General features: G+C 44.1%; 11 protein-coding genes. 2 read left to right on the forward strand and 9 right to left on the reverse strand.

The features are described from left to right. Positions 1-5: 5 nt before the first annotated feature. Together ACVC7Q_RS05395 and def are read left to right on the forward strand one after the other, a co-directional pair. Positions 6-692: a cyclic nucleotide-binding domain-containing protein gene (locus tag ACVC7Q_RS05395; RefSeq protein WP_447265112.1), complete on the forward strand. Its 687-nt coding sequence runs from the start codon at positions 6-8 to the stop codon at positions 690-692. A 60-nt stretch (positions 693-752) separates the two neighbouring features. Then, entirely contained in the window at positions 753-1,367 is a 615-nt protein-coding gene (def, locus tag ACVC7Q_RS05400) for a peptide deformylase (RefSeq protein WP_003004253.1), read from the forward strand. 273 nt (positions 1,368-1,640) lie between these two features. Here def and ACVC7Q_RS05405 read toward each other — a convergent pair whose 3' ends face one another. The 9 genes from ACVC7Q_RS05405 to essC all read right to left on the reverse strand — a co-directional run bounded on the left by ACVC7Q_RS05405 (position 1,641) and on the right by essC (position 19,978). Beyond that, positions 1,641-2,882 carry an aminopeptidase gene (locus tag ACVC7Q_RS05405; protein WP_447265113.1) on the reverse strand — a complete coding sequence of 414 codons (1,242 nt, stop codon included), beginning with the start codon at positions 2,880-2,882 and terminating at the stop codon, positions 1,641-1,643. 363 nt (positions 2,883-3,245) lie between these two features. Continuing rightward, a complete protein-coding gene (locus ACVC7Q_RS05410) occupies positions 3,246-6,098 on the reverse strand; it encodes an AAA family ATPase (RefSeq protein ID WP_447265114.1) in 2,853 nt (950 codons plus the stop codon). A gap of 172 nt (positions 6,099-6,270) precedes the next feature. Continuing rightward, positions 6,271-6,420 (reverse strand): hypothetical protein, encoded by a 150-nt coding sequence (locus ACVC7Q_RS05415; protein WP_447265115.1) that lies wholly within the window; start codon positions 6,418-6,420, stop codon positions 6,271-6,273. Positions 6,421-6,437: 17 nt separating this feature from the next. Next, a complete protein-coding gene (locus ACVC7Q_RS05420) occupies positions 6,438-10,832 on the reverse strand; it encodes a PolC-type DNA polymerase III (RefSeq protein ID WP_447265116.1) in 4,395 nt (1,464 codons plus the stop codon). 762 nt (positions 10,833-11,594) lie between these two features. Then, positions 11,595-11,954: a hypothetical protein gene (locus ACVC7Q_RS05425; RefSeq protein ID WP_247923492.1), complete on the reverse strand. Its 360-nt coding sequence runs from the start codon at positions 11,952-11,954 to the stop codon at positions 11,595-11,597. Between the two features lie 18 nt (positions 11,955-11,972). After that, the gene (locus tag ACVC7Q_RS05430; RefSeq protein WP_447265117.1) at positions 11,973-12,944 is read right to left on the reverse strand and encodes a hypothetical protein; all 972 of its coding nucleotides are present in this window, start codon (positions 12,942-12,944) and stop codon (positions 11,973-11,975) included. 29 nt (positions 12,945-12,973) lie between these two features. Continuing rightward, complete coding sequence (locus tag ACVC7Q_RS05435; protein WP_447265118.1) at positions 12,974-15,181, reverse strand: hypothetical protein; 2,208 nt, start codon at positions 15,179-15,181, stop codon at positions 12,974-12,976. Positions 15,182-15,191: 10 nt separating this feature from the next. Beyond that, positions 15,192-15,557, reverse strand: a complete 366-nt coding sequence (locus tag ACVC7Q_RS05440) for a hypothetical protein (RefSeq protein ID WP_447265119.1) — start codon at positions 15,555-15,557, stop codon at positions 15,192-15,194. Further along, positions 15,554-19,978 (reverse strand): type VII secretion protein EssC, encoded by a 4,425-nt coding sequence (gene essC / locus ACVC7Q_RS05445; protein ID WP_447265120.1) that lies wholly within the window; start codon positions 19,976-19,978, stop codon positions 15,554-15,556. Before essC ends, ACVC7Q_RS05440 begins: the two co-directional genes overlap by 4 nt. Position 19,979 lies beyond the last annotated feature (1 nt).

Raw genomic sequence — 19,979 nt, forward strand, 5'->3', positions numbered from 1 at the left:
TTGAGATGAAAAAAATTTCCCCATCTACGAAACTCATGGAGATCATCACTGACTACCAATTGGATCAGATCTTTCCAGGTGACTGTCTTAGTCAGCTGGACCTCGTTCTCTATCAGGCTGGAGAGTATATCTGCCGCCAGGGTTCTGACCAAGATGTCATTCCTTATTTTCTCAAAGGCCGGCTCAAGATCGTCCACAGTCTTGAAAATGGTAGCGACACCATCCTTGAAATCCAAGAAAAACCTGGACTGTTAGGAGAGATTGAGCTCCTGCTCGATCGGGTCTGTATCACATCGGTCATTGCAGACCAAGACTCACTAGTCGTTCAGCTCTCTGCTCGGCATTTCAAGGACCGCCTACTGCTGGACCCGACCTTTTTGCGTTCTACTGCCAAGACCTTGGCTGAGAAATTACACCAGATCAACTATTTGGCTCCTGCCAACTTTCATTATTCGGTCAAGGAGCGCCTTGCTACGCATTTTTTGGAACATGGTGATGAAAACGGGACCCTCAAGCCCAAGATGAATCAACTAGCCCTGCGTTTTGGGATCAGCTACCGCCACCTTAGCCGCGTGATCAAGCAGATGATTGACGAGGGGTTGATCCAAAGAGAAGGGCGAATCTATACGATTTTAGACCGAAAAAGAATGGGCGACTTGTCCATCAAACATGCGGAAACCGCCGACAGATAACTTTAATTTTAGGCTCTTTTGTGTTATCATGGAGGTTAGAAAGAAAGTGAGAGTAAAACGATGAAAGCAATTGAAAAAGTTACAAGAGCATCCCATTTGATTGATATGGATGACATCATCCGCGAAGGAAATCCAACACTTCGAGCTGTTGCGGAAGATGTGACCTTCCCTTTGTCTGATCAGGAAATTATCCTGGGTGAAAAAATGATGCAATTCTTGCACCATTCTCAAGACCCTGTTATGGCTGAAAAACTTGGCCTCCGTGGAGGAGTTGGGCTCGCTGCCCCTCAGCTGGATATCTCGAAACGCATTATCGCTGTTTTGGTGCCCAATCCAGAAGATGCCGATGGCAACCCACCAAAAGAAGCCTATAGTCTTCAAGAAGTCATGTACAATCCAAAGGTTGTCGCCCATTCCGTTCAAGATGCGGCGCTTGGCGACGGGGAAGGCTGTCTCTCTGTAGACCGCAATGTCCCAGGCTATGTGGTCCGCCATGCCCGCGTGACGGTGGAGTATTTCACAAAAGACGGTGAAAAGAAACGCATCAAACTCAAAGGCTACAACTCTATCGTCGTTCAACATGAAATCGACCACACCAACGGCATCATGTTCTATGACCGCATCAATCCAAACAACCCATTTGAAATCAAAGAAGGCCTTTTGATTTTAGAATAAGATACAAAGGACGTAACTGACAAAAAAATAAGCGATGTAGTAGTGATGGTTCACTACTACATCGCTTATTTTTATTTATGAGACTGCGTCTACCGATTTCTGTCTCTTGGCGCAGTGGTTGATTGGAATTACTCCTACCTGCGGTACTCGTACTTCCTAATTAACTGTGCGGGGGGACTAAAAAGGTCCGGTGGACCTTTTTTGCCCGAGCCTTAAATCCAAAAAGCGAGGTAGAAATCAAACTCTTCGAGTTACTGATTTCTGTTTTGCTCCCTATATTGCCCAATCTCCATTGCGGAAGACTGGGACGCGGGTGCCGTCTTCTCGGATGCCGTCGATATCCATTTGGCTTGAGCCGATCATGAAATCGACGTGGACGTCTGAGCGGTTGAGGCCGGCTGCTTCGAGTTCTTCTTCTGTGAATTCTGCGCCCCCTTCTACGCTGGTGGCATAGGCTGCCCCGATGGCCAAGTGGTTAGAAGCATTTTCATCAAAGAGGGTATTAAAGAAGGTGATGCCTGATTGGGAAATTGGGCTTGGGTCTGGTACGAGGGCACATTCCCCCAAGGCACGCGCTCCCTTGTTTTTGAAGACCAAATCTTTCATGACTTGATCGCCCTTTTCAGCTGTGATATCCACAATTTCTCCATTTTCAAAGGTCACTTTGATGCCTTCAATGATGTTCCCATTGTAGCTAAGCGGTTTTGTGGAAGTGACATAACCTTCTGCACGACGGAAGTCAGGAGCTGTGAAGACCTCTTCTGTCGGCATGTTTGGCAAGAAGTTTTCGCCTTGGGCATTGATGGCTCCGGCAGATTCCCAGACGTGGTTTTTCGGCAAGCCAAGAGTCAAATCGGTTCCTGGTGCTGAGTAATGAAGGGCTGAGAATTGTTCTTTATTCAGTGTATCTGCCTTGCTCTTCAAAATAGCAGCATGCTCTTCCCAAGCCTTGACTGGATCTTCTTCGTAAACCCGGCAGGTCTTGAAGATTTGATCCCACAGGAGATCCACTGCTTCTTCATCGCTCGCCGCATTTGGGAAGACCTTTTTCGCCCACTCTAAACCAGCTGCTGCAGCAACTGTCCAGCTGACCTTGTTGGATTGAGTAGCGATGCGCATTGGTTTCATGGCCATGCCCAAAGCCTTGGCAGAAGCAGACAATTTCTCTGCATCAACGCCGTTCAAGGCACCTGGATCAGAAGAACGGACACCAAGACGACTGGCCTTGTGTTCCAAGAGGTAGTTCATCTCTGCAATCTTATAGTCAGGCACGTTGTCCAAGCGATCCATCGGTGCATGGAGGAATTTCTCCCGGGTCATAAAATCATCTGCCCACTGGACAATCACTTCGTGCGCCCCCAAGGCATAGGCTTCCTTCACAATCAAGTGGGCCAATTCTCTTTGTTCCACATCGATGTTCAAAGCCAAGGTATGGCCAGGTTGCACGTTGATGCCGTTCGCCACCAACAATTTAGCGTATTTTTCGAGGTTTTCTTTAAAATTTGGTAAAACCATTTTTTCTCCTTCATAAGTGAATGATCTCTTCCTAGTATACCACAAGTCCATGTAGAATTCTTTTAGAACATAAACAACCTTTTTTAATATAAGATAGGTTAAGTGATTCTGAAAAGAAATAAAAATGAGTTCTTTTTAGAACGAATCAAAAAATACCGAAACTTTCCGCTGTGAGAAAAGTGCCTGAAACTATTAAGTTTCAGGCACTCGGAATTATTGAGACTTTAGGCTCAATAATTAGTCATGGAACTTCGTAGAAGTTCGCTGACGTCCGTACTCACCTAAGGAAAGTTTCTAAGAAGACTTTGTCTTCAACTGAAAGGATTCCGCTCCTGCAGAATCCTTTTTCTTGTTCCTTCTAGCCTAAGGAAGAACATAGCCTTGATCATCTACCGTATGGGGATGTTCAGTATTGCCATTCTCCCTCAAGGCTTCCAAATCTTGATCCAAAATTGAATTGTAATCCGTACTACCTTCACGGGTTACCCGAGTCGATACTTGGCGCAAGAGTTTTTCATTGAGATTACGAACCCAGCGACCATTACTATGGTCATTGGCCCGCATATAATTTTCTTTCACAATCTCTCCGTAAAGGGCTTCATTGACTTGGTAACCTTGCTTACGCAATCCTAACAGACCGATCTCGACAATCTCATCTGGGCTGTAGTCTTCAAAGTCAAAGGTAGTCGGGATCCGGCTTTGCAGTCCTGAATTGACCTGCAAGAAGTCATGCATCTCTCTGGTATAGCCAGCAAAGATAATGACGATATCGCGACGGTGGTCCTCCATAAATTTGAGGACTTCATCCAAAGCTTCCTTCCCAAAATCATCATTTACACCGGTAAAGAGCGTGTAGGCCTCATCAATAAAGAGGACTCCACCCAGCGCACTCTCTAAAACTTCGCGCGTCTTCAAAGCTGTTTGACCTTGGTAGCCTCCAACCAGATTGCTCCGCGATACTTCGATGAATTTCTTCTGATTGATCACCCCTTTTTGGAAGAGGATATTGCCTAAAATGCGGGCAACAGTCGTTTTCCCTGTACCAGGATTTCCAAGAAAGAGGGAATGCAAGGTCGTGTCTTCGACGATGCCACCTTGTTCAGCCCGTTTTTGGTTGAACTCAGCCATGGCTACGAACTGTTCCACTTGCTCTTTCACCTTGGCAATTCCAACCAAACGGTTGAGGGCAGCCATTCCATCTTCTTCCTTGTCGGCTCCGGCTTGATACTTGCCTTGGTTAAGGACAGCGTCGATATCGCTATTGAGGATGGTCTCAATATCGTCAGAACCTTGGGCCACCACCCGATCTGCCATGGTCTTGGTCAATTGCTCATCCAGGTTACGGATCCAGCGGCCATTGCTCTTATCCAGCGAGCCATCATAGGCCCGTTTGACATGACGCGCATAGTAATCTCGGTCTTCGAGCTTGTAGTCTCCTTTGCTTAGGATCATTTCGCCCAGTTGGACAATCTCATCTCCTGTGAAATCTTCAAAGATGAAATTATTTGGCACCCGAGAACGAAGGCCTGGATTGGTCTTTAAGAACTCCTCCATTTCCTTGGTATAACCGGCAAAGATAATCATAATGTCATCGCGATTGTCCTCCATAAACTTGAGGATGGTATTGATCGCCTCAATCCCAAAATCCGCACCGCTATCTTTTTTATCCAAACTATAGGCTTCATCAATAAAGAGGATGCCTCCTCGCGCTTTTTCAAGCAGGGCTTGGGTCTGTTCAGCTGTTCCTCCAATATTCGAAGAGATCAGATCGGACTCCGTTGCTTCCACGAAACGGAATTCTTCTCCTGAGAGAACACCCGCATCAAAGAGCACTTGTCCCAACAGACGAGCCACCGTGGTTTTCCCTGTTCCAGGATTTCCCATAAAAGCAGCATGCAAGGTTTGCTTTTCAGGAGCCTTGCCACTGGCGATTCGTTTCTTGTTAAATTCCACCATGTTGATCATTTTCTTGATCTCATGTTTGACTTTTTCAAGACCGATCAGGCTATTGAGTTCCTGAAGAGCATCTTGTTTCTTCTCTGGCCCAGAGTCCCTTGCTGTAGTTGATGCCACCGTTGCTTCCGTCGCCTGTCCCGTAGGAACGACTTGCGCATTGCCCTTAGCCACTTCTCTACCAACAAGATAGTCACAGTCATCCTCGATTTCCTTGGTCAGATCACGCGCATCACCCTGCCTATAGGTCATGCTACCTGCCTTCACAAAGGCTCCACTTTGAAGCCGGATATTAGGATCCGCAATCTTATGACAAATCATATGCTCAGCCATCAGCACACTATCATCGAAAACTCCAAATGAAATGGTTTGGGCATTCTCATTCAAGAAGGTCGTTTCCCCAGTCAGGGAAGCAAAGGATTCTTCATAGACGCATAAAAATTCTGAAAATGTAGCCTGGTGAGCTCGGATCATACTATTGAATGAATTGATGGAGGTGATACGATCCGAATCCGAATTGAATTGAACATTGTTGTCAAGACAGACTCCAGTCCCTGTAGGCAATTCAATTTTACAGTTTTCAGACTCCCAAATGACATTTCTCAACCAAACTGGTGGAAAGTCCTTTTCCAGATCCCCGCCTGTAATCGTTGAATTTTTTGCGATCACTTCTGAGTCCTTGGCATGGATCGTATTATTCCCAAATTTTTCAATATGGACATTTTCTAAGGTCAATTTAGATCCTTCTGACAGATCAATCTTAGAAAAAATCGTTGAATTGCGAATGGACAATTCCGAAGCAGACATTCCGATGGCACTCTGGTGTTTTTCCGGAACCTTCATTCCGACTCCTTCCAGAGTCATTTTCGAATGCGTATCCATATAGATAAAAAATTCATTATTTGTTGGAGTGGTTGCTTCAAAATAGACCTGCTTACAAGTGATGTCTGAGCCATTCCATAAGATCAAAGTAGTATAATTTCCACCAACTTTAAACCACAAGTCTTCAAACGTCACCTGAACTCCTTCTACAAATCGGAAGGAGGCCTCAATGATGTTGTTAAACATGCGCCCATTGCCATTTGGATTTGGGACCACATGCCCCACAAAATGAAGGTTCTTGTCGATCTCGATCACTTTATTTGTCGGCCATTGAAAGACATACCCATTTTCAAACTCGATGGTATCTCCATCCTGCGCTTTTTCAACCGCATCCATAAAGTTCCAACTATTGTTGTAAGGACCTACTAAATATCTTGCCACGCGCTTCTCCTCTATTTCATTTTTTTGGAAGAACATCCATTGTTTTTCTGTTTCCTGTTTACAAACACTTGTCACTAAAAATTGTAACACAATCCAGATCCAAAGAAAACACTTATCCGGTCTGAACGGACTTAAAAACCTCTATTTTCAAAAAGAAAATAGAGGCTATCATCTAATCTTTCAAGGCTGAAAATAAGCCGGCTAGAGCAATTGCTCCCGAGAGCATGGCGGTGGAAAGGAGCAACACATGGTCTGCCACTTCTAGCTTGTAGACAAAGATTTTTTCAGTAGGTTTGTCTTCTGCAAAAATGTCAACCTTCATGTTCCATTCCTTTGTTTCTAGAACAAATCATCAAAGAGGCTGAGCTGGTTATCCTCTGGCATATTGCCAAGAATGCCCATCTCATCCATCTTTTCAACCAGGGTGGATGAGACACCACCGCGCTTACGGAGCTCGGTCTTAGAGAGGAATTCTCCTTCTTCACGCGCCCGCACGATTTGCTTGGCAACGTTCTCTCCCAGACCATCCATCGCGACAAATGGCGGGATAAGTGTGTCCCCATCAATCAAGAATTCTGTCGCCTGACTGCGATAGAGGTCTAGCTTGCCAAACTTGAAGCCCCGCTCCCACATCTCATTGACAATCTCAAGGGTAGTGTAGAGGTCGATCTCCACATTGGAAGCTTCGTTGTTCTTGCGTTTCTCAGCAATCTCCTTCATCCGAGCTTTCACGGCCTCAAGGCCTGCACCCATGGTCTTGATGTCAAAGGCTTTGGCCCGAATCGAGAAGTAGGCACAGTAATAATAGAGAGGATGATGCACCTTAAAGTAGGCCACACGAAGGGCCATCATAACATAGGCCGCCGCATGGGCTTTGGGGAACATGTACTTGATCTTCCCACAGGACTCGATGTACCACTCAGGAACATTGTTTTCCTTCATGGCTTGGATGTAGCCATTGCGCTCTTCTTCTGAGATCTTGAGCCACATGCCTTTCCGCACGCGCTCCATGATGGTAAAGGCCGTCTTAGGCTCGAGCCCTGCGTGCATGAGGTAAACCATGATGTCGTCCCGACAGCCGATAACGGTCGATAGGTCGGCAATGCCTGCCTTGATCAAGTCTTGGGCATTTCCCAACCACACGTCGGTACCATGAGACAGACCAGAGAGCTGCAAGAGCTCCGCAAAAGTCGTCGGATGGGTCTCATCGACCATGCCCCGAACGAAGTTGGTCCCAAACTCTGGGATTCCCAGCATACCAGTTGAAGTCCCGATTTGCTCCGGTGTGACCCCTAGGATATCGGTCCCAGAAAAGAGGGCCATGACACCTGGATCATCCATAGGGATATCATTTGGATCAATGCCTGACAAGTCCTGGAGCTTGCGAATCATGGTCGGATCATCGTGTCCCAGGACATCGAGCTTGAGGACGTTCTCATCGATATCGTGGAAGTTAAAGTGAGTGGTCTGCCATTCAGCTGTCACATCATCTGCCGGATACTGGACCGGCGTAAAATCATAGACATCCATATAGTTTGGAATAACAACGATTCCCCCTGGGTGCTGACCGGTCGTCCGTTTGACCCCAGCGGCACCAAGAGCTAAGCGTTCGACCTCGGCATCTCGGTAGTACTTGCCAAAATCACGCTCATAGCCTTTGACAAAACCATAGGCGGTCTTAGCTGCGACCGTACCTACCGTTCCTGCCCTAAAGGCATATTCTTCCCCAAATATATCACGAACATCCAAGTGGGCGCTCGGCTGGTCTTCCCCAGAGAAGTTCAAATCGATATCGGGTACCTTGTCCCCATCAAAACCAAGGAAGGTTTCAAAGGGAATGTCTTGGCCGTTTTTGCTGAGTTGGTGTCCACAGTTTGGACAGTCCTTATTGGGCATATCAAAGCCTGATCCATAAGAACCATCTGTGATGAACTCACTGTATTGGCATTGGCTACAGACATAGTGAGGCGAGAGCGGATTAACCTCGGTGATCCCAATCATGGTCGCGACAAAGCTGGATCCAACGGATCCACGCGATCCAACCAGGTAGCCCCGCTCATTGGAACGGTGCACCAGCATTTGCGAGGCCAGATAAATCACAGCAAAGCCATTCCCCAAAATAGAGGTCAATTCCTTTTCAATCCGCAGATCGACAATATCAGGGAGCGGATTACCATAGATCTCAAAGGCTCGCTGATAGGTCAATTCCGCAACCGTCTCTTCGGCCTTGTCGATAAATGGCGTATAGAGGTCGCCCTTGACCACTTCGACCGGCTCAAAGGTCTCTGCCAGCGCATTAGTATTTTCAATAACAATCTTGCGCGCCAAGTCTTCTCCCAAAAAGGCGAATTCATCCAGCATTTCATTGGTGGTTCTGAAATGCGCTTTAGGAAGTGGCGCTGGCTGGGCATCTTCTCCGTGCCCGATGGTCCGGTTGATCATGGCACCCTGGCCGAGACTGCGGACAATGATCTCCCGATAGATCTCATCTTCCGGCTCCAGATAGTGGACATTCCCTGTCGCAAGAACAGGCTTGCCAAGACGATCTCCCACTTCGATCAAGCTCTTGATAATGGTCTGGAGCTCCTCCATGTCCTTGACCTGCTCCTTGGCAATGAGAGGTGCATAGATAGCTGGTGGCATAACCTCGATAAAGTCGTAGTACTTAGCCACTTCGATCGCCGCATCCACACCTTGCGACATGACCGCATCAAAGACTTCCCCTTCTGAGCAGGCCGATCCAAGGATCAAGCCCTCGCGGTGGGCATCCAGCACGGTCTTGGGAATCCGTGGGACTCCTTCGAAATACTTGGTCCCAGAAAGCGAGACCAGTTTAAACATGTTCTTAAGGCCGGTCTGATTCTTGACATAGAGAGTCGCATGCTTGACCCGGGCCTTCTTATAAGAATTCTCATCGATCAAATCGATATTCAGATCCTTGAGATTGGTCACCCCATGCTTTTCAGCGACATCTTTGATGAAGATAAAGAGCAGGCGCCCCGTCGCTTCCGCATCGTAATTGGCCATGTGGTGGTGCTCCAAGCCCACTCCAAACCGCTTGGTCAAAGGTCCCAAGCCATGCCGTTTAAAATCTGGGTAGAGGTTACGGGCAAATTCCAGGGTATCGATGACTGGCTGGGTAATCTTTGGTAAGCCATGACGCTCATAGTTAGCATTCATGAATCCTACGTCAAAGGTGGCATTGTGGGCAACGAGCACCGTCCCCTCACAGAAGGCCTGAAACTCCTTCAAGACCTGCACCAAAGGTTTAGCCCCCCGGACGTGCTCGTTGGTGATCCCTGTCAATTGGGTCGTAAAGGCCGACAGAGGATGTCCCGGATCGATAAATTCGTCAAACTCCTCAATGACATTGCCCTTGTACATCTTAGAAGCAGCGACCTGGATCAAGTCATTGTAGATGGCTGAAAGTCCCGTCGTTTCCACGTCAAAGACCACATAAGTCGCTTCATTGAGGTCTAGATCCACCTCGTTATAGGTGATGGGCACCTTGTCTTCTACGATATTGGCTTCCATCCCATAGATCAGCTGGATCCCAGCTTTCTTGGCTGCTTTAAAGCCATGTGGGAAGCTCTGCACATTGCCATGGTCGGTGATGGCCACCGCCTTGTGGCCCCACTCCGCTGCCTTGGCAACCAGCTCTTCGACTTCCGGCAGGGCATCCATAGTCGACATATTGGTATGGGCGTGGAATTCCACCCGGCGCTCACCTTCTGGCATCAGGTCCTTGCGGGTATAATGCACGACTTCCTGGATGTCTTGGACATTCATAGTTAAGTCACGCGTGAAATTGTTCATTTCGATATTTCCCCGCACCCGGAGCCAGCTGTTCTTCTTGATCATGTCAAACTTCTGGGCTTCTTCCTCATTTTTGACCCATTTCTGAAGGGAAAAACTCGAGGTATAGTCGGTCATCTTAAAGCTGATCAAGACCCGACCGGTCCGCGTCACCTTGTGCTCCACGTCAAAGACCATACCTTCAAAGACAATCCGGTTCTCTTCCGTTGTGATCTCGATCATCGGAGTGATCTCGGCCTTGTCTAGCTTGGGTTTAGCTGCCGCTTTCTTAGCCTTGAAATCAAAGGCCGGCTTTTCGTCAACCGCTGGTGGCGGAGCCATCTGGGCCAAGGATTCCATGGCCCGCAAGGTCTCTTCATTGGCTGCTTGGAAGATCTTTTCATTTTCCTGCTCAAAGCGCGCCACTTCTTGCTCTGTCAACTCTTCATCAGACTCCACTCGACAGGTGAAATGCGGAAAACCAAAGGCTTCCAACTGCTTGGCAAGATTGGGCAAATGGTTCTTACGGAAATGCTCTGTATCGACCGAAGAAGGCCCTGAGATGATCAATTCCTGCCCTTCCGCGCGTACCTGCAAATCTTGGTAAAGCCCCTTAAAGCCTTGACTCGCGCAAGGTCCATCCTCAAAGACCTCCCGGTAGTAGTCCTGCAATAAATCAGCAGAAAAGTCCTGATTAGCAACCTGAATGGTAAAGGTCGCCTGGTTTCCTGTCTTTGAAAATTCATCCTTCAAGCGCTGGCGCAATTCCTTAAACAAAGCAATCGGCAAGACTTCCGCAAAGGCAAAGCGGAACTCCCAAACCCGACTGACCTTGTGCACCACAACTTCTTGAATCTCCGCATGCAAAAAGGCACTGGAAGATCGCATCTCCAGCGGCATATCCAGCTGATCCATTAAAATTTCAAAGGTGTTGGACATTGTTTCTCCCTTGATCTTGATTCTTTTGCTCGCTTTTGACTGGCCCACTTTCTAAGCAAAAACAGACCATTCAAAAACATTCGTAACCCTTATTTTATCACAATTTAAGGATTAATTCGAGAGAGAAGTGAAGACGAAAAAATCACCGCTAGATCGGTGATTTATTTTCATGTCTGGGTTAATATTTTTTAGTATTCATTCTTTCTTCTCACATTTTATAATAACGATAAAAATTCTTCCTGACTATTCACTATATATTCCTTACCATCTACAGAATACTCTGCAGGAATTGTCACATCCGAAAATAGATTCTCTCCTTCACTATCAAAAAGTTTAAGAATTGGTAAATATTCTTCTAATTCAGTTTTTTTTTACCTAAAATACCAATCATGGATTCTTTTTCAGAAAATATTTCTTCTACTTTTGGATACATACTTGACATTATTGCATCTGAAAGAATAAGAAAATTGCTAGCTAGAGGCGAGATCCAACGAGAAGGCATCGGAAGAGCCACAAAATATAAGAGATTATAATAAGGTCTTAAACTCCTTAGGAAAGCAACTGTCAGGAAGGCAGTTGTTTTTGTTTGCAAGATTAGGATTGCTCATCAACTGATCAACGACATTAAGATTTTTCGAAAACGTAAGAAATTAAAAAACTAGTCTACGTACTGCCTTGAACATCAAAAAGGAGAGAACCAATTTGGTCCTCTCCAGGTTGTAACTTTTCGCCACTGACTATAGTTGATAAAGAGTCAACTAATCAAGGTAAACCATCTGCTGCAGCTTTTTCACCATCAGTAGGCGATGTATCTGTAGTATCATTTTTGGGTTTTCCATACGATTCTACCACACCACCTTTTGAAATGGAGCTGGCTATAGAAGTATCTGCTTTATAAAACGATGTCGCTACATGGTCTAAATAGTTATTTAATTTACTCACCACAGTTGCAACATTCCCCACTATTGATTTAATTTCATCTGTTCCAGATGAAATTAAATAACCCGAGTCATCAGAAACAGCCGAAGCTCCATCAGTGATCTGATCACCTAGTTCTTTTGCAGCAACTTGAATACCATGAATATGAGCAACATCTATTTCAACTGTCGAGTCCATTACCATAATATTTCTCCTTTACTTTTATGATACTAGTGATCTCTTTTCAATCTCACCATTATAATACTCTTGAATCTCATCATAGGAAACTATCTTTTGATCTTTCCCGTTAATACTCCATTTTGATGGTATATAGAGATCCTCATAAACTGATTTACCAACAGGAATAAATTCTGACTCAAGATCCAGTAATTCCTTCCCATTTGTAATCATTCCATTTTCAGAGTTTATCACTTTGTAAGCAAAACTATCTTTCTTTGAAAATAGGTTAAAAGCTGATGGGTTATTATTTTTTAGATTGATATCTCCTTTATAAGTATCTGTTTTCCAAAAGCTATTACCGAACTGTTTTACTCCTGCTGAAAAAGCTTTATTTGAATCTAACTCAAGAGCAATTCTTCCGTTCTCTTTTAGTTCTTCTTTTGTTTTTTCACCATCAATTTTCAGAGTTTTTAAATTTAATAGAAAATACCGGTAATTTTTTTCGCTATTTACAGTTAGCACTGCATAATCGTTACTCTCAAATTTTCTAAGAGTCGATAAATAACCGATCAATTCAAAATCATCCTCGCCTAAATAGTCAACTAATTTCTGCCAAATATTAACTTCTTTCTTGCTGGCTTTTTGATTAGCTAAATTATAAATATCAAGATAAAAGTATTCATCTGACTTCATCTTTTTGGTCACGCTTGAATGTCTCACTTTTGCTCTTTGTCTAACCAAATAATCTGAATTTACAGTCACCCAGCTAGCATTTGTTGTGGCAGACTGCGACTCTTCCTTTTCCTTTTTATTAAAATCCCACTCTACGACAACCCCATTATGATCATTGATAAATTCAAAATTTTTGACTTCTGCTTGGGGATTGTAAATGAAAAATTTTTTAGAGTTTCCGGTATCGTCTGATATTTTGGAATTTTTTTCTTTTTTACCACAACCAATTAATGCTATCAAGGATATCATTATTAAAGTTGTTTTATAAATTAATTTCGACAAAACAATTCTTCCTTCCATCCTCTATTTGCTTAATTATGAACTTCTTCCATGCTAAATTTATCTTCAAAATAAAATTTCATTTGAGACCATGAATCTCCACCTAAATTCGATACAATACTATTAAATTTCTCTAATTGATCTGCTGTCATACTTTCCAAAGTTAAGCCAGATGCTTCTTCACCACCTCTAGCATAAGCAATAACATTTGCGTAATCCTCTTTTTGTTTTTCTGTAAATGAGTTCTCAATTGAATTATCTAAATCCTTCTGAGTGAATTTATTTTTCGGTGAATCAATATAACCAGTTAAACCTGTGGTATTCAAATCATTAGCTCTCAAAGATGCAGTAAAATCGTAGTATTGCCCCATTCTACCTTTAGCTATCGTTCCATTCCCCTTTTCAGATAAACTCCAACCTCCATAATCTAGAATATTATGCATCATTGTTTCTTTTGCTTTTTCAGTTTCTTTATCTATTTCATTTATTTTAGATTGGTAATTCATATAACCTTTAAAAATATCAGAAGCACCCGAACTCAGTTTACTCCAATGCCCCCAAGCTTTATCAAACTTACTATCTGGAAGTGATTCACCTGTTGTTCTCTTATAATACTTTTTAAACTCGTCTCTTCCAGACTTTATAGTTTTTGTCATATTAGACTGAACTCCATTAATATCACTGTCTTCAAGGGCTGAGTGTGCCGTTTTTATAACTGATGCTGCAGTTGAACCAAATGGAAGAAATGAAATTACTGTTTCACTAATTGAACCAAGCAATGTTAAACTAAATTTTTCTTTTGCAGCTTTTCTTTCATTTATTAGATTATTCAAATGTTCACTATACTCAGAAGCTTGCATTCCAGAATTTGTAAACTCAGTTGTTGAAATATACTCCTTGTAATCTCCACCCCATTTATAATCAGTATTTTTAAAATCAAAGTTCCTCTCTTTTTCATACTCACTCATACTCATCTGAACACTAATCGGAGAGGTGCGAACTCCTGTTTCAGTTTTTATTTTAAATTGACCATTACTTTCTTCAATAGTAGCAATCTTTCTATATAAATGAGTTTCCGCAGATTGTGAATTAGGGTGAACCTCGACTTTTTTCCAATTCCCTACTCCTAGTACTTGTAAAGAACTCAACAATGATATACTTCTGTTAATTGAACTCAACTGTAATTGATGAGCGTTCAACATATTTTGATATATTTCTAATGCATTATTATAGTCTTCCATTTCTTCAGGAGTTGCATTTTCTGGTTTTTCTGGCTTTCGCATATACAAAGAGGTCATTTGAGCAATTTTCATTTCGCCTAATTTATCTTCTGCTTCCAAAATATAATTTTCGAAAGTTTGATTGCGCTCAACCGAGTAGTCTCCCAGAGCACTAATAAAGTGTTGCCATTTTTTTAGATCCTCCCTAGTTGTCCAATGATTTTGTATATCTGCAATAACTGTATACATATCATAAGAAATTGTTTCTGGATCTATTTTTAAAACATCTCCTGGTGTATCACCTAACATCGTTAGTAAAATTTGATTATCCTTCTTCGACTTAAGGACATCTAAATAGACCATTTGTTCAGCAGTAAGTTCTCCATTCGCAATAGCTTCAAAAATTGTTGAACTCGAAATATCGGAAAAGTAAATCGCATTATTTAAGATATCATGGAAGCTCTTTATTGCAGCAGTCTCGTCTTCAAGATTTTTTGTAAATTTACTATAGGCTTCTTGTACCGCCGTATCTTTTTCAATTCGTTTAGTAGCCGCCTTCTCTAAATCTGTCGTAGCTGTATTAAGAGCCCCTTCTGTATTATGTGGAGAATTTCCCATAGCATCCGCAGCCTGTTTAAAAGTCCCATCTAAATCTTTGGATAGATTGAAAATATCATTTGTTTGTGCTCCTTTAAGTAGGCTTGATAAATCATTCGCTCCCGTATCGCTACTATAACACTTATCAACAAACTCTGTCGCTCTAATTTCACTAACATACGTTGTTACAACTTCCCCATATTTTTTAATGGCAGAAGGTAACTCAGAGAATACTTGACTCTGTATATTATTTAATTTTTCAAAGTAAGCTTTTATCGCCTCTCCTTTACTATCACTACCAGCTTTATCAGTAAAATTGCGATACAGAGCATTGGTTTCTACTTCATACTTATCAGAGAAGTCTTTTATATTCTTTCCATATGACTCTAATTCTGAAATATTATTAATTTTAACTTCAGTCATACTCTCCTCCTTAATCTCTTAAAAAACTGAGTTGTTTTTGCAATGATTCCAACAAATAGTTATTACTACTTATAATAGTATTTTCTTGTTTAATAGCTTGTTCTAACTCATTTGATACAGTATCCCGTACTTTTTTAAAATCTGTATTTGCCTGAGTAACAACTTGTTTTTCATCAGTAGCCATCACGTCATATGGGGCGCCATATAAATTATAGGAGCCTTTTATGCTTTCTGCATTTTCGGGAATATACTTCAACGCAATCTCTATCGTATCTACTTTGCTCTTAGCGGCTAGTAGTTTTTTTAATTTCTCCCTTGAGGTACTTAAAACTGAATTAATTTCGCTTATTTGTATTAAAATATTCGATCTACTCATATTGACTCCTTATCTACTAAAACCTTAATTTTATTCAAGGTATTTTGTCTAATATAATAATGCTCTTGATAGTTTAGTTGCCCTTCTCTAATTGGTTTATTGACTGCTGTAACAATTGTCTGATCTGTATATCGAAGACCTAAAAGAACCTGTGATATTTTCTTCACTTCTTTTGTTACAGGATCATAACGGCTAGAAATACCTGAATCACTCATAATTACAGAACTGTAACCTACACGATAGCCTTTTTCTAATACACTGATCAATTTTTGCTGTGTTACTGAATCTAAACCATCTACAAAGTGTGCAAAATCAAGGATAATGATTTTAACTACTTGATCTGTCAATCGTTTACCTAGTCTCTCAGAAACTTTTAATGCTAATCCGCCAATCATATCCATTACATCTTCTTTTGAACTTAATACTTCTATATTTTCTATTTTAGGTAAGAAATTATGTTCAGGTGCGAATACAACTAACTTCTCTTGATGTTTTTGACCATACTGGATTAATTGTTTTAGCAGATTTGTCATTTGACTTTCTTTACTTGTTAAATAAAGTAAGTTTGATACATCAGGATCCCATGTTACCGGTTCAACTGTCTCCAAATCCAATCCAAGTGGTACTTTGCCTTCATCCAGCAAGACTGCTACATCCTCACGGCCATAGAAGGCTGCTTCTGTCAACTCATCTGGCACCATTGGGATGCCTGCTGGGGTGCGGCCTTTCCACATCTCCTTGAGGTTTTGGACTTGGTCGCGGAGGTTGTTGATGATTTGGATATCATTGTCCCCTGCGACGGGTAGGGCGAATTGGACGACATCGACTTCGTCACGTTTCATGAGCGCCCGTCCCTTGATGTCTTCCATAGTAGACGCCAGTGGGGTTGCTCCCACGATACCACGAACTTCAGAGATATCATTTTGTGGCAAGGTCAACTGGTGCTTGAAGTTTGAATAGAGCTGAGCCCGTAGGTTGTTCTGACGGCTAGCTGTGATGATCAGGTGCACACCGATGCTGAGACCTTCACGGGAGATCCGCATGAAGAGCTTGAAGAGGTCTGTCTCATAAGGCTCGTCCTTCATAGATTCATAGCTATCCATCAGGATAACCATAGTAGGCTCTTGCTTGCCAGTCACTTCACGGTAGAGGGCGATGGTGCCGACACCATGCTCAGAGAGGAGCTTCTTCCTACGATCCAACTCGCGGTTGATGATCCGGATGAATTTCTGGATTTTCTCCGTCTGATCGAGCAAGAGGCTATCAGCCACATGTGGCAATTGGCTCAGCGGTGCTAGACCATTGGTTCCGAAATCGAGCAGGTACATGGTCAGATTTTCTGGACTCTGCTTGCGAGCCAGATCCATGGCAACTGTCTGAAGGAAAGTGGTCTTTCCTGTACCTGGACTTCCGTAAAGGAGAATATTCCCATCTTTTGACAGATCGATAGCGACTGCTTCTTGCTTTTGCGCTTGCGGGATATCGGCGACCCCGATCAGGACGCTTGGAGCTATCCGTTTTTGCCAAGCCTCGATCGGCACGATCTTGTCCAACTCATCCAGCGTGATCCGCTCTTTGAGCGGTGGCAACCATGGTTGGGCCACAGCTGAGATGCCTTCTTCTTGGTGCAAGTGGTTGATTTCTTGCACGATGACATCTAGTTCTGTCGGCACTTCCTTGATTTCCTCTGCCATATCCAGACCGGAGAGGTCTTGGTTGAGGACTTCGTATTGACCCAGTTCATTGATCAAGTAGATGGTATGGTCTTCGATCCCTAGCTGGTCCTTCTCAGGCTGGTAATCTGCTCCAGACCAGGCGGTTTGGAAGAGTTCATAGACTTCGTTGTTCCCGACTTGAAGGTAGGCACGACCGGTCTGGGTGATCTCAGCCGCATCTGCCGTCCGCAGCATCTCCATGGAGTCTCCACGGTCTGCCACCTTGAGGGCTAGCTTGAAGCGGGAGTTGGACCAGATCTGGTCATCCACGACCCCAGAAGGTTTTTGCGTCGCAAGGATCAGGTGTACCCCAAGGGAACGCCCGACACGCGCGATAGAGACCAGTTCCTTGATGAAGTCTGGTTGGTTGACCTTGAGTTCGGCGAACTCATCACTGATCAAGAAGAGGTGAGGAAGCGGTTCAGTCGCTTCACCCAGTTTAAATTTCTTTTGGTATTGGTTGATATGGTTGACCCCATATTGGCCAAAGAGCCGCTCCCGACGATGGATCTCCGCATTGATAGAGGCTAGGGCCCGCATAGACTGGGCACCATCCAAGTTGGTGATGGTCCCAAGCAAGTGAGGCAGATCCTTGAAGAGGTTGGCCATTCCCCCACCCTTGTAGTCGATGAGGAGGAAAGCCACATCATGTGGGTGGAAGTTGACTGCCAGGCTCAGGATATAAGACTGAATGGTTTCAGACTTACCAGAACCAGTTGTCCCTGCGATCAAGCCGTGTGGTCCATGGGCTTTTTCATGGAGATTGAGGTAGACCAAATCGTCCTTCCCTCGCAGGCCAATCGGCACGGCCAAACTTTGGTAAGGAGCATGGCTCTCCCAACGACTCAAAACCTTGAGGTCATTGAAAGTTTCTGCTTGATACATTTCAAGAAAGGTCACTGAGTCTGGAATCGAGCTCTTAAGCTGTTGGATATGCTTGAGAGGCGCAAGGCCACGCGAGATGGCTTCCTTGTCATAACCTTCAGGAAAGTGATCCAATTGGAAGTCGAGCTCCCGAAGAACCCCTTCTTGCAAGAGCAATTGCCCTTGGTTGCGGTCCTTGATGGAGATAACCGTTTGGATATTTTCAGAAAGAGATGAGAGCACGTCTGCCACATAGATGATAGAGCAGCCCAGCTCTGTCGGATCCTCACGGAAGAACTCCATGATGACATGATCCAAAATCAAGGTCTCATCGGTGATGAGCACCACATAGTGAGGGTGGAAGATCTTGGTGTCATTGGCTTTTTCTTCCTCTTTTTGCGCCTTGCGGAGCTTGAGGATTTGGTTGAGACTGTTCAAGACTTGATCGCGTGTCCGCTGATTGTAGACAAAACTACGGACATTCATATCTTGCAAGGTCGCATGAGGCAACCAGCGCATCCAATCCCAGCTTTCTTTTTCCTCTTCTGGAATGATCGGAATAATGGTCAGATCATGGTAAGAGTGAAAGACAGCCAATTGAGCAACCAGGAGTTGCAACTGCTCGAGCACGATGGGACGAGGGCCGACATATCCGACCGGTCCCCGATTGAGGCTGGCTACAATTGGAAGATTGTCGATCTTCTGATGTGCTTGGAAAAGGGCATAGCCTTCTTCTTCCAAGGCATCTTTCTTCCCACTGCGTTCTTCCTGACCATATTTGAGCTCATAGCTGGTTGGAACCTTGCCCAAGCCCAAACGATAGGCCAAAAAGTCAAAATGAAGCGGTGTTTTTTCGTAGATCCGCGAGTCATAGCGTTTGACCATCTTGGTCAAGTCTTCGATGGCTGGGAAATGGTAAAACATGCCTTCTCGTTGCTTCCGAGAGAGCTGTTCCAAGTCCTTGGCCTTGTCCTTGAGATAGAGATGGTAGAGCTCTACGCGCTCTTTCTTGTCTTCTTTGTATTTTTTACGATTCTTGAAAAATCCTTGGACCGAAAAGATCACACTGACCACAGACATGGAGACCGTCGCGATGATATAGAGCCCCCGCGGTTGGAAAATGGTGATCAAGAGGGTCACCCCAACCATGATGAGGGGTGGCATGATCAACTTCAAGAGTTCATCGGATGGTTTTTGAGGCTCTGCACCCGGAGGATTGATTAAGATCTTGTCTTCTGAGCTCCGGTAGATGATCCGCGGAGACCGGTGATACTCTGGATAGTCCTTGTAAAAGTCATAGCGAGAATGCAAGCGCGGCACCAGATAGGGAGTCACTTCGACCGATCCTTCCACACCAAATTCTTCTGGATAAAGCTTAAAGGTCACATCTCCAATGGCCAGCTCATCCCCAAAGGCCAGTGGAACAGTCGCTTCAGTGACGAGTTTGTGGTTATGGTAGAGTTTCCCAGATAAGAGCTGGCAAGCCCAGGTCTGGTCTTTTTTCACAAGGAGAAAGCGCACTGGATAATGCACGCGCACATCCGCACCCTCTTCATCTGCTACCAGGATTTCTTCCTTGTCAAGCAGTTCATAGGTATGGACTTCCCCTGTCGCCAAGTAACAGACCACATCTCCAAGGATCTTGCTATTTCCTAGCACGCCCTTGTCTTCCCCATATTGGTAGAAGATTTCCCCTTGACTCCATTGAAAATGAAGGGGATTTTCTTGCGAAGCCAGGGTCAACTGAGCTGTTTCTTGATTCGATACGGTCGCTGTCTTTCCCTCTTCTAGCGCTAGCTCATAGCGAAAACCTTTTTTATAGAGTATGATACGTTTTTTCATA

The organism is Streptococcus sp. W151, from assembly GCF_053010205.1.

What these genes read in the sequence shown, in the direction of transcription:
- ACVC7Q_RS05415 (WP_447265115.1), bottom strand. Translation starts at nt 6,420, where the DNA reads ATGAAGGTTGACATTTTTGCAGAAGACAAACCTACTGAAAAAATCTTT.
- ACVC7Q_RS05395 (WP_447265112.1), top strand. Translation starts at nt 6, where the DNA reads ATGAAAAAAATTTCCCCATCTACGAAACTCATGGAGATCATCACTGAC.
- ACVC7Q_RS05420 (WP_447265116.1), bottom strand. Translation starts at nt 10,832, where the DNA reads ATGTCCAACACCTTTGAAATTTTAATGGATCAGCTGGATATGCCGCTG.
- ACVC7Q_RS05440 (WP_447265119.1), bottom strand. Translation starts at nt 15,557, where the DNA reads ATGAGTAGATCGAATATTTTAATACAAATAAGCGAAATTAATTCAGTT.
- def (WP_003004253.1), top strand. Translation starts at nt 753, where the DNA reads ATGAAAGCAATTGAAAAAGTTACAAGAGCATCCCATTTGATTGATATG.
- essC (WP_447265120.1), bottom strand. Translation starts at nt 19,978, where the DNA reads ATGAAAAAACGTATCATACTCTATAAAAAAGGTTTTCGCTATGAGCTA.
- ACVC7Q_RS05435 (WP_447265118.1), bottom strand. Translation starts at nt 15,181, where the DNA reads ATGACTGAAGTTAAAATTAATAATATTTCAGAATTAGAGTCATATGGA.
- ACVC7Q_RS05425 (WP_247923492.1), bottom strand. Translation starts at nt 11,954, where the DNA reads ATGGTAATGGACTCGACAGTTGAAATAGATGTTGCTCATATTCATGGT.
- ACVC7Q_RS05405 (WP_447265113.1), bottom strand. Translation starts at nt 2,882, where the DNA reads ATGGTTTTACCAAATTTTAAAGAAAACCTCGAAAAATACGCTAAATTG.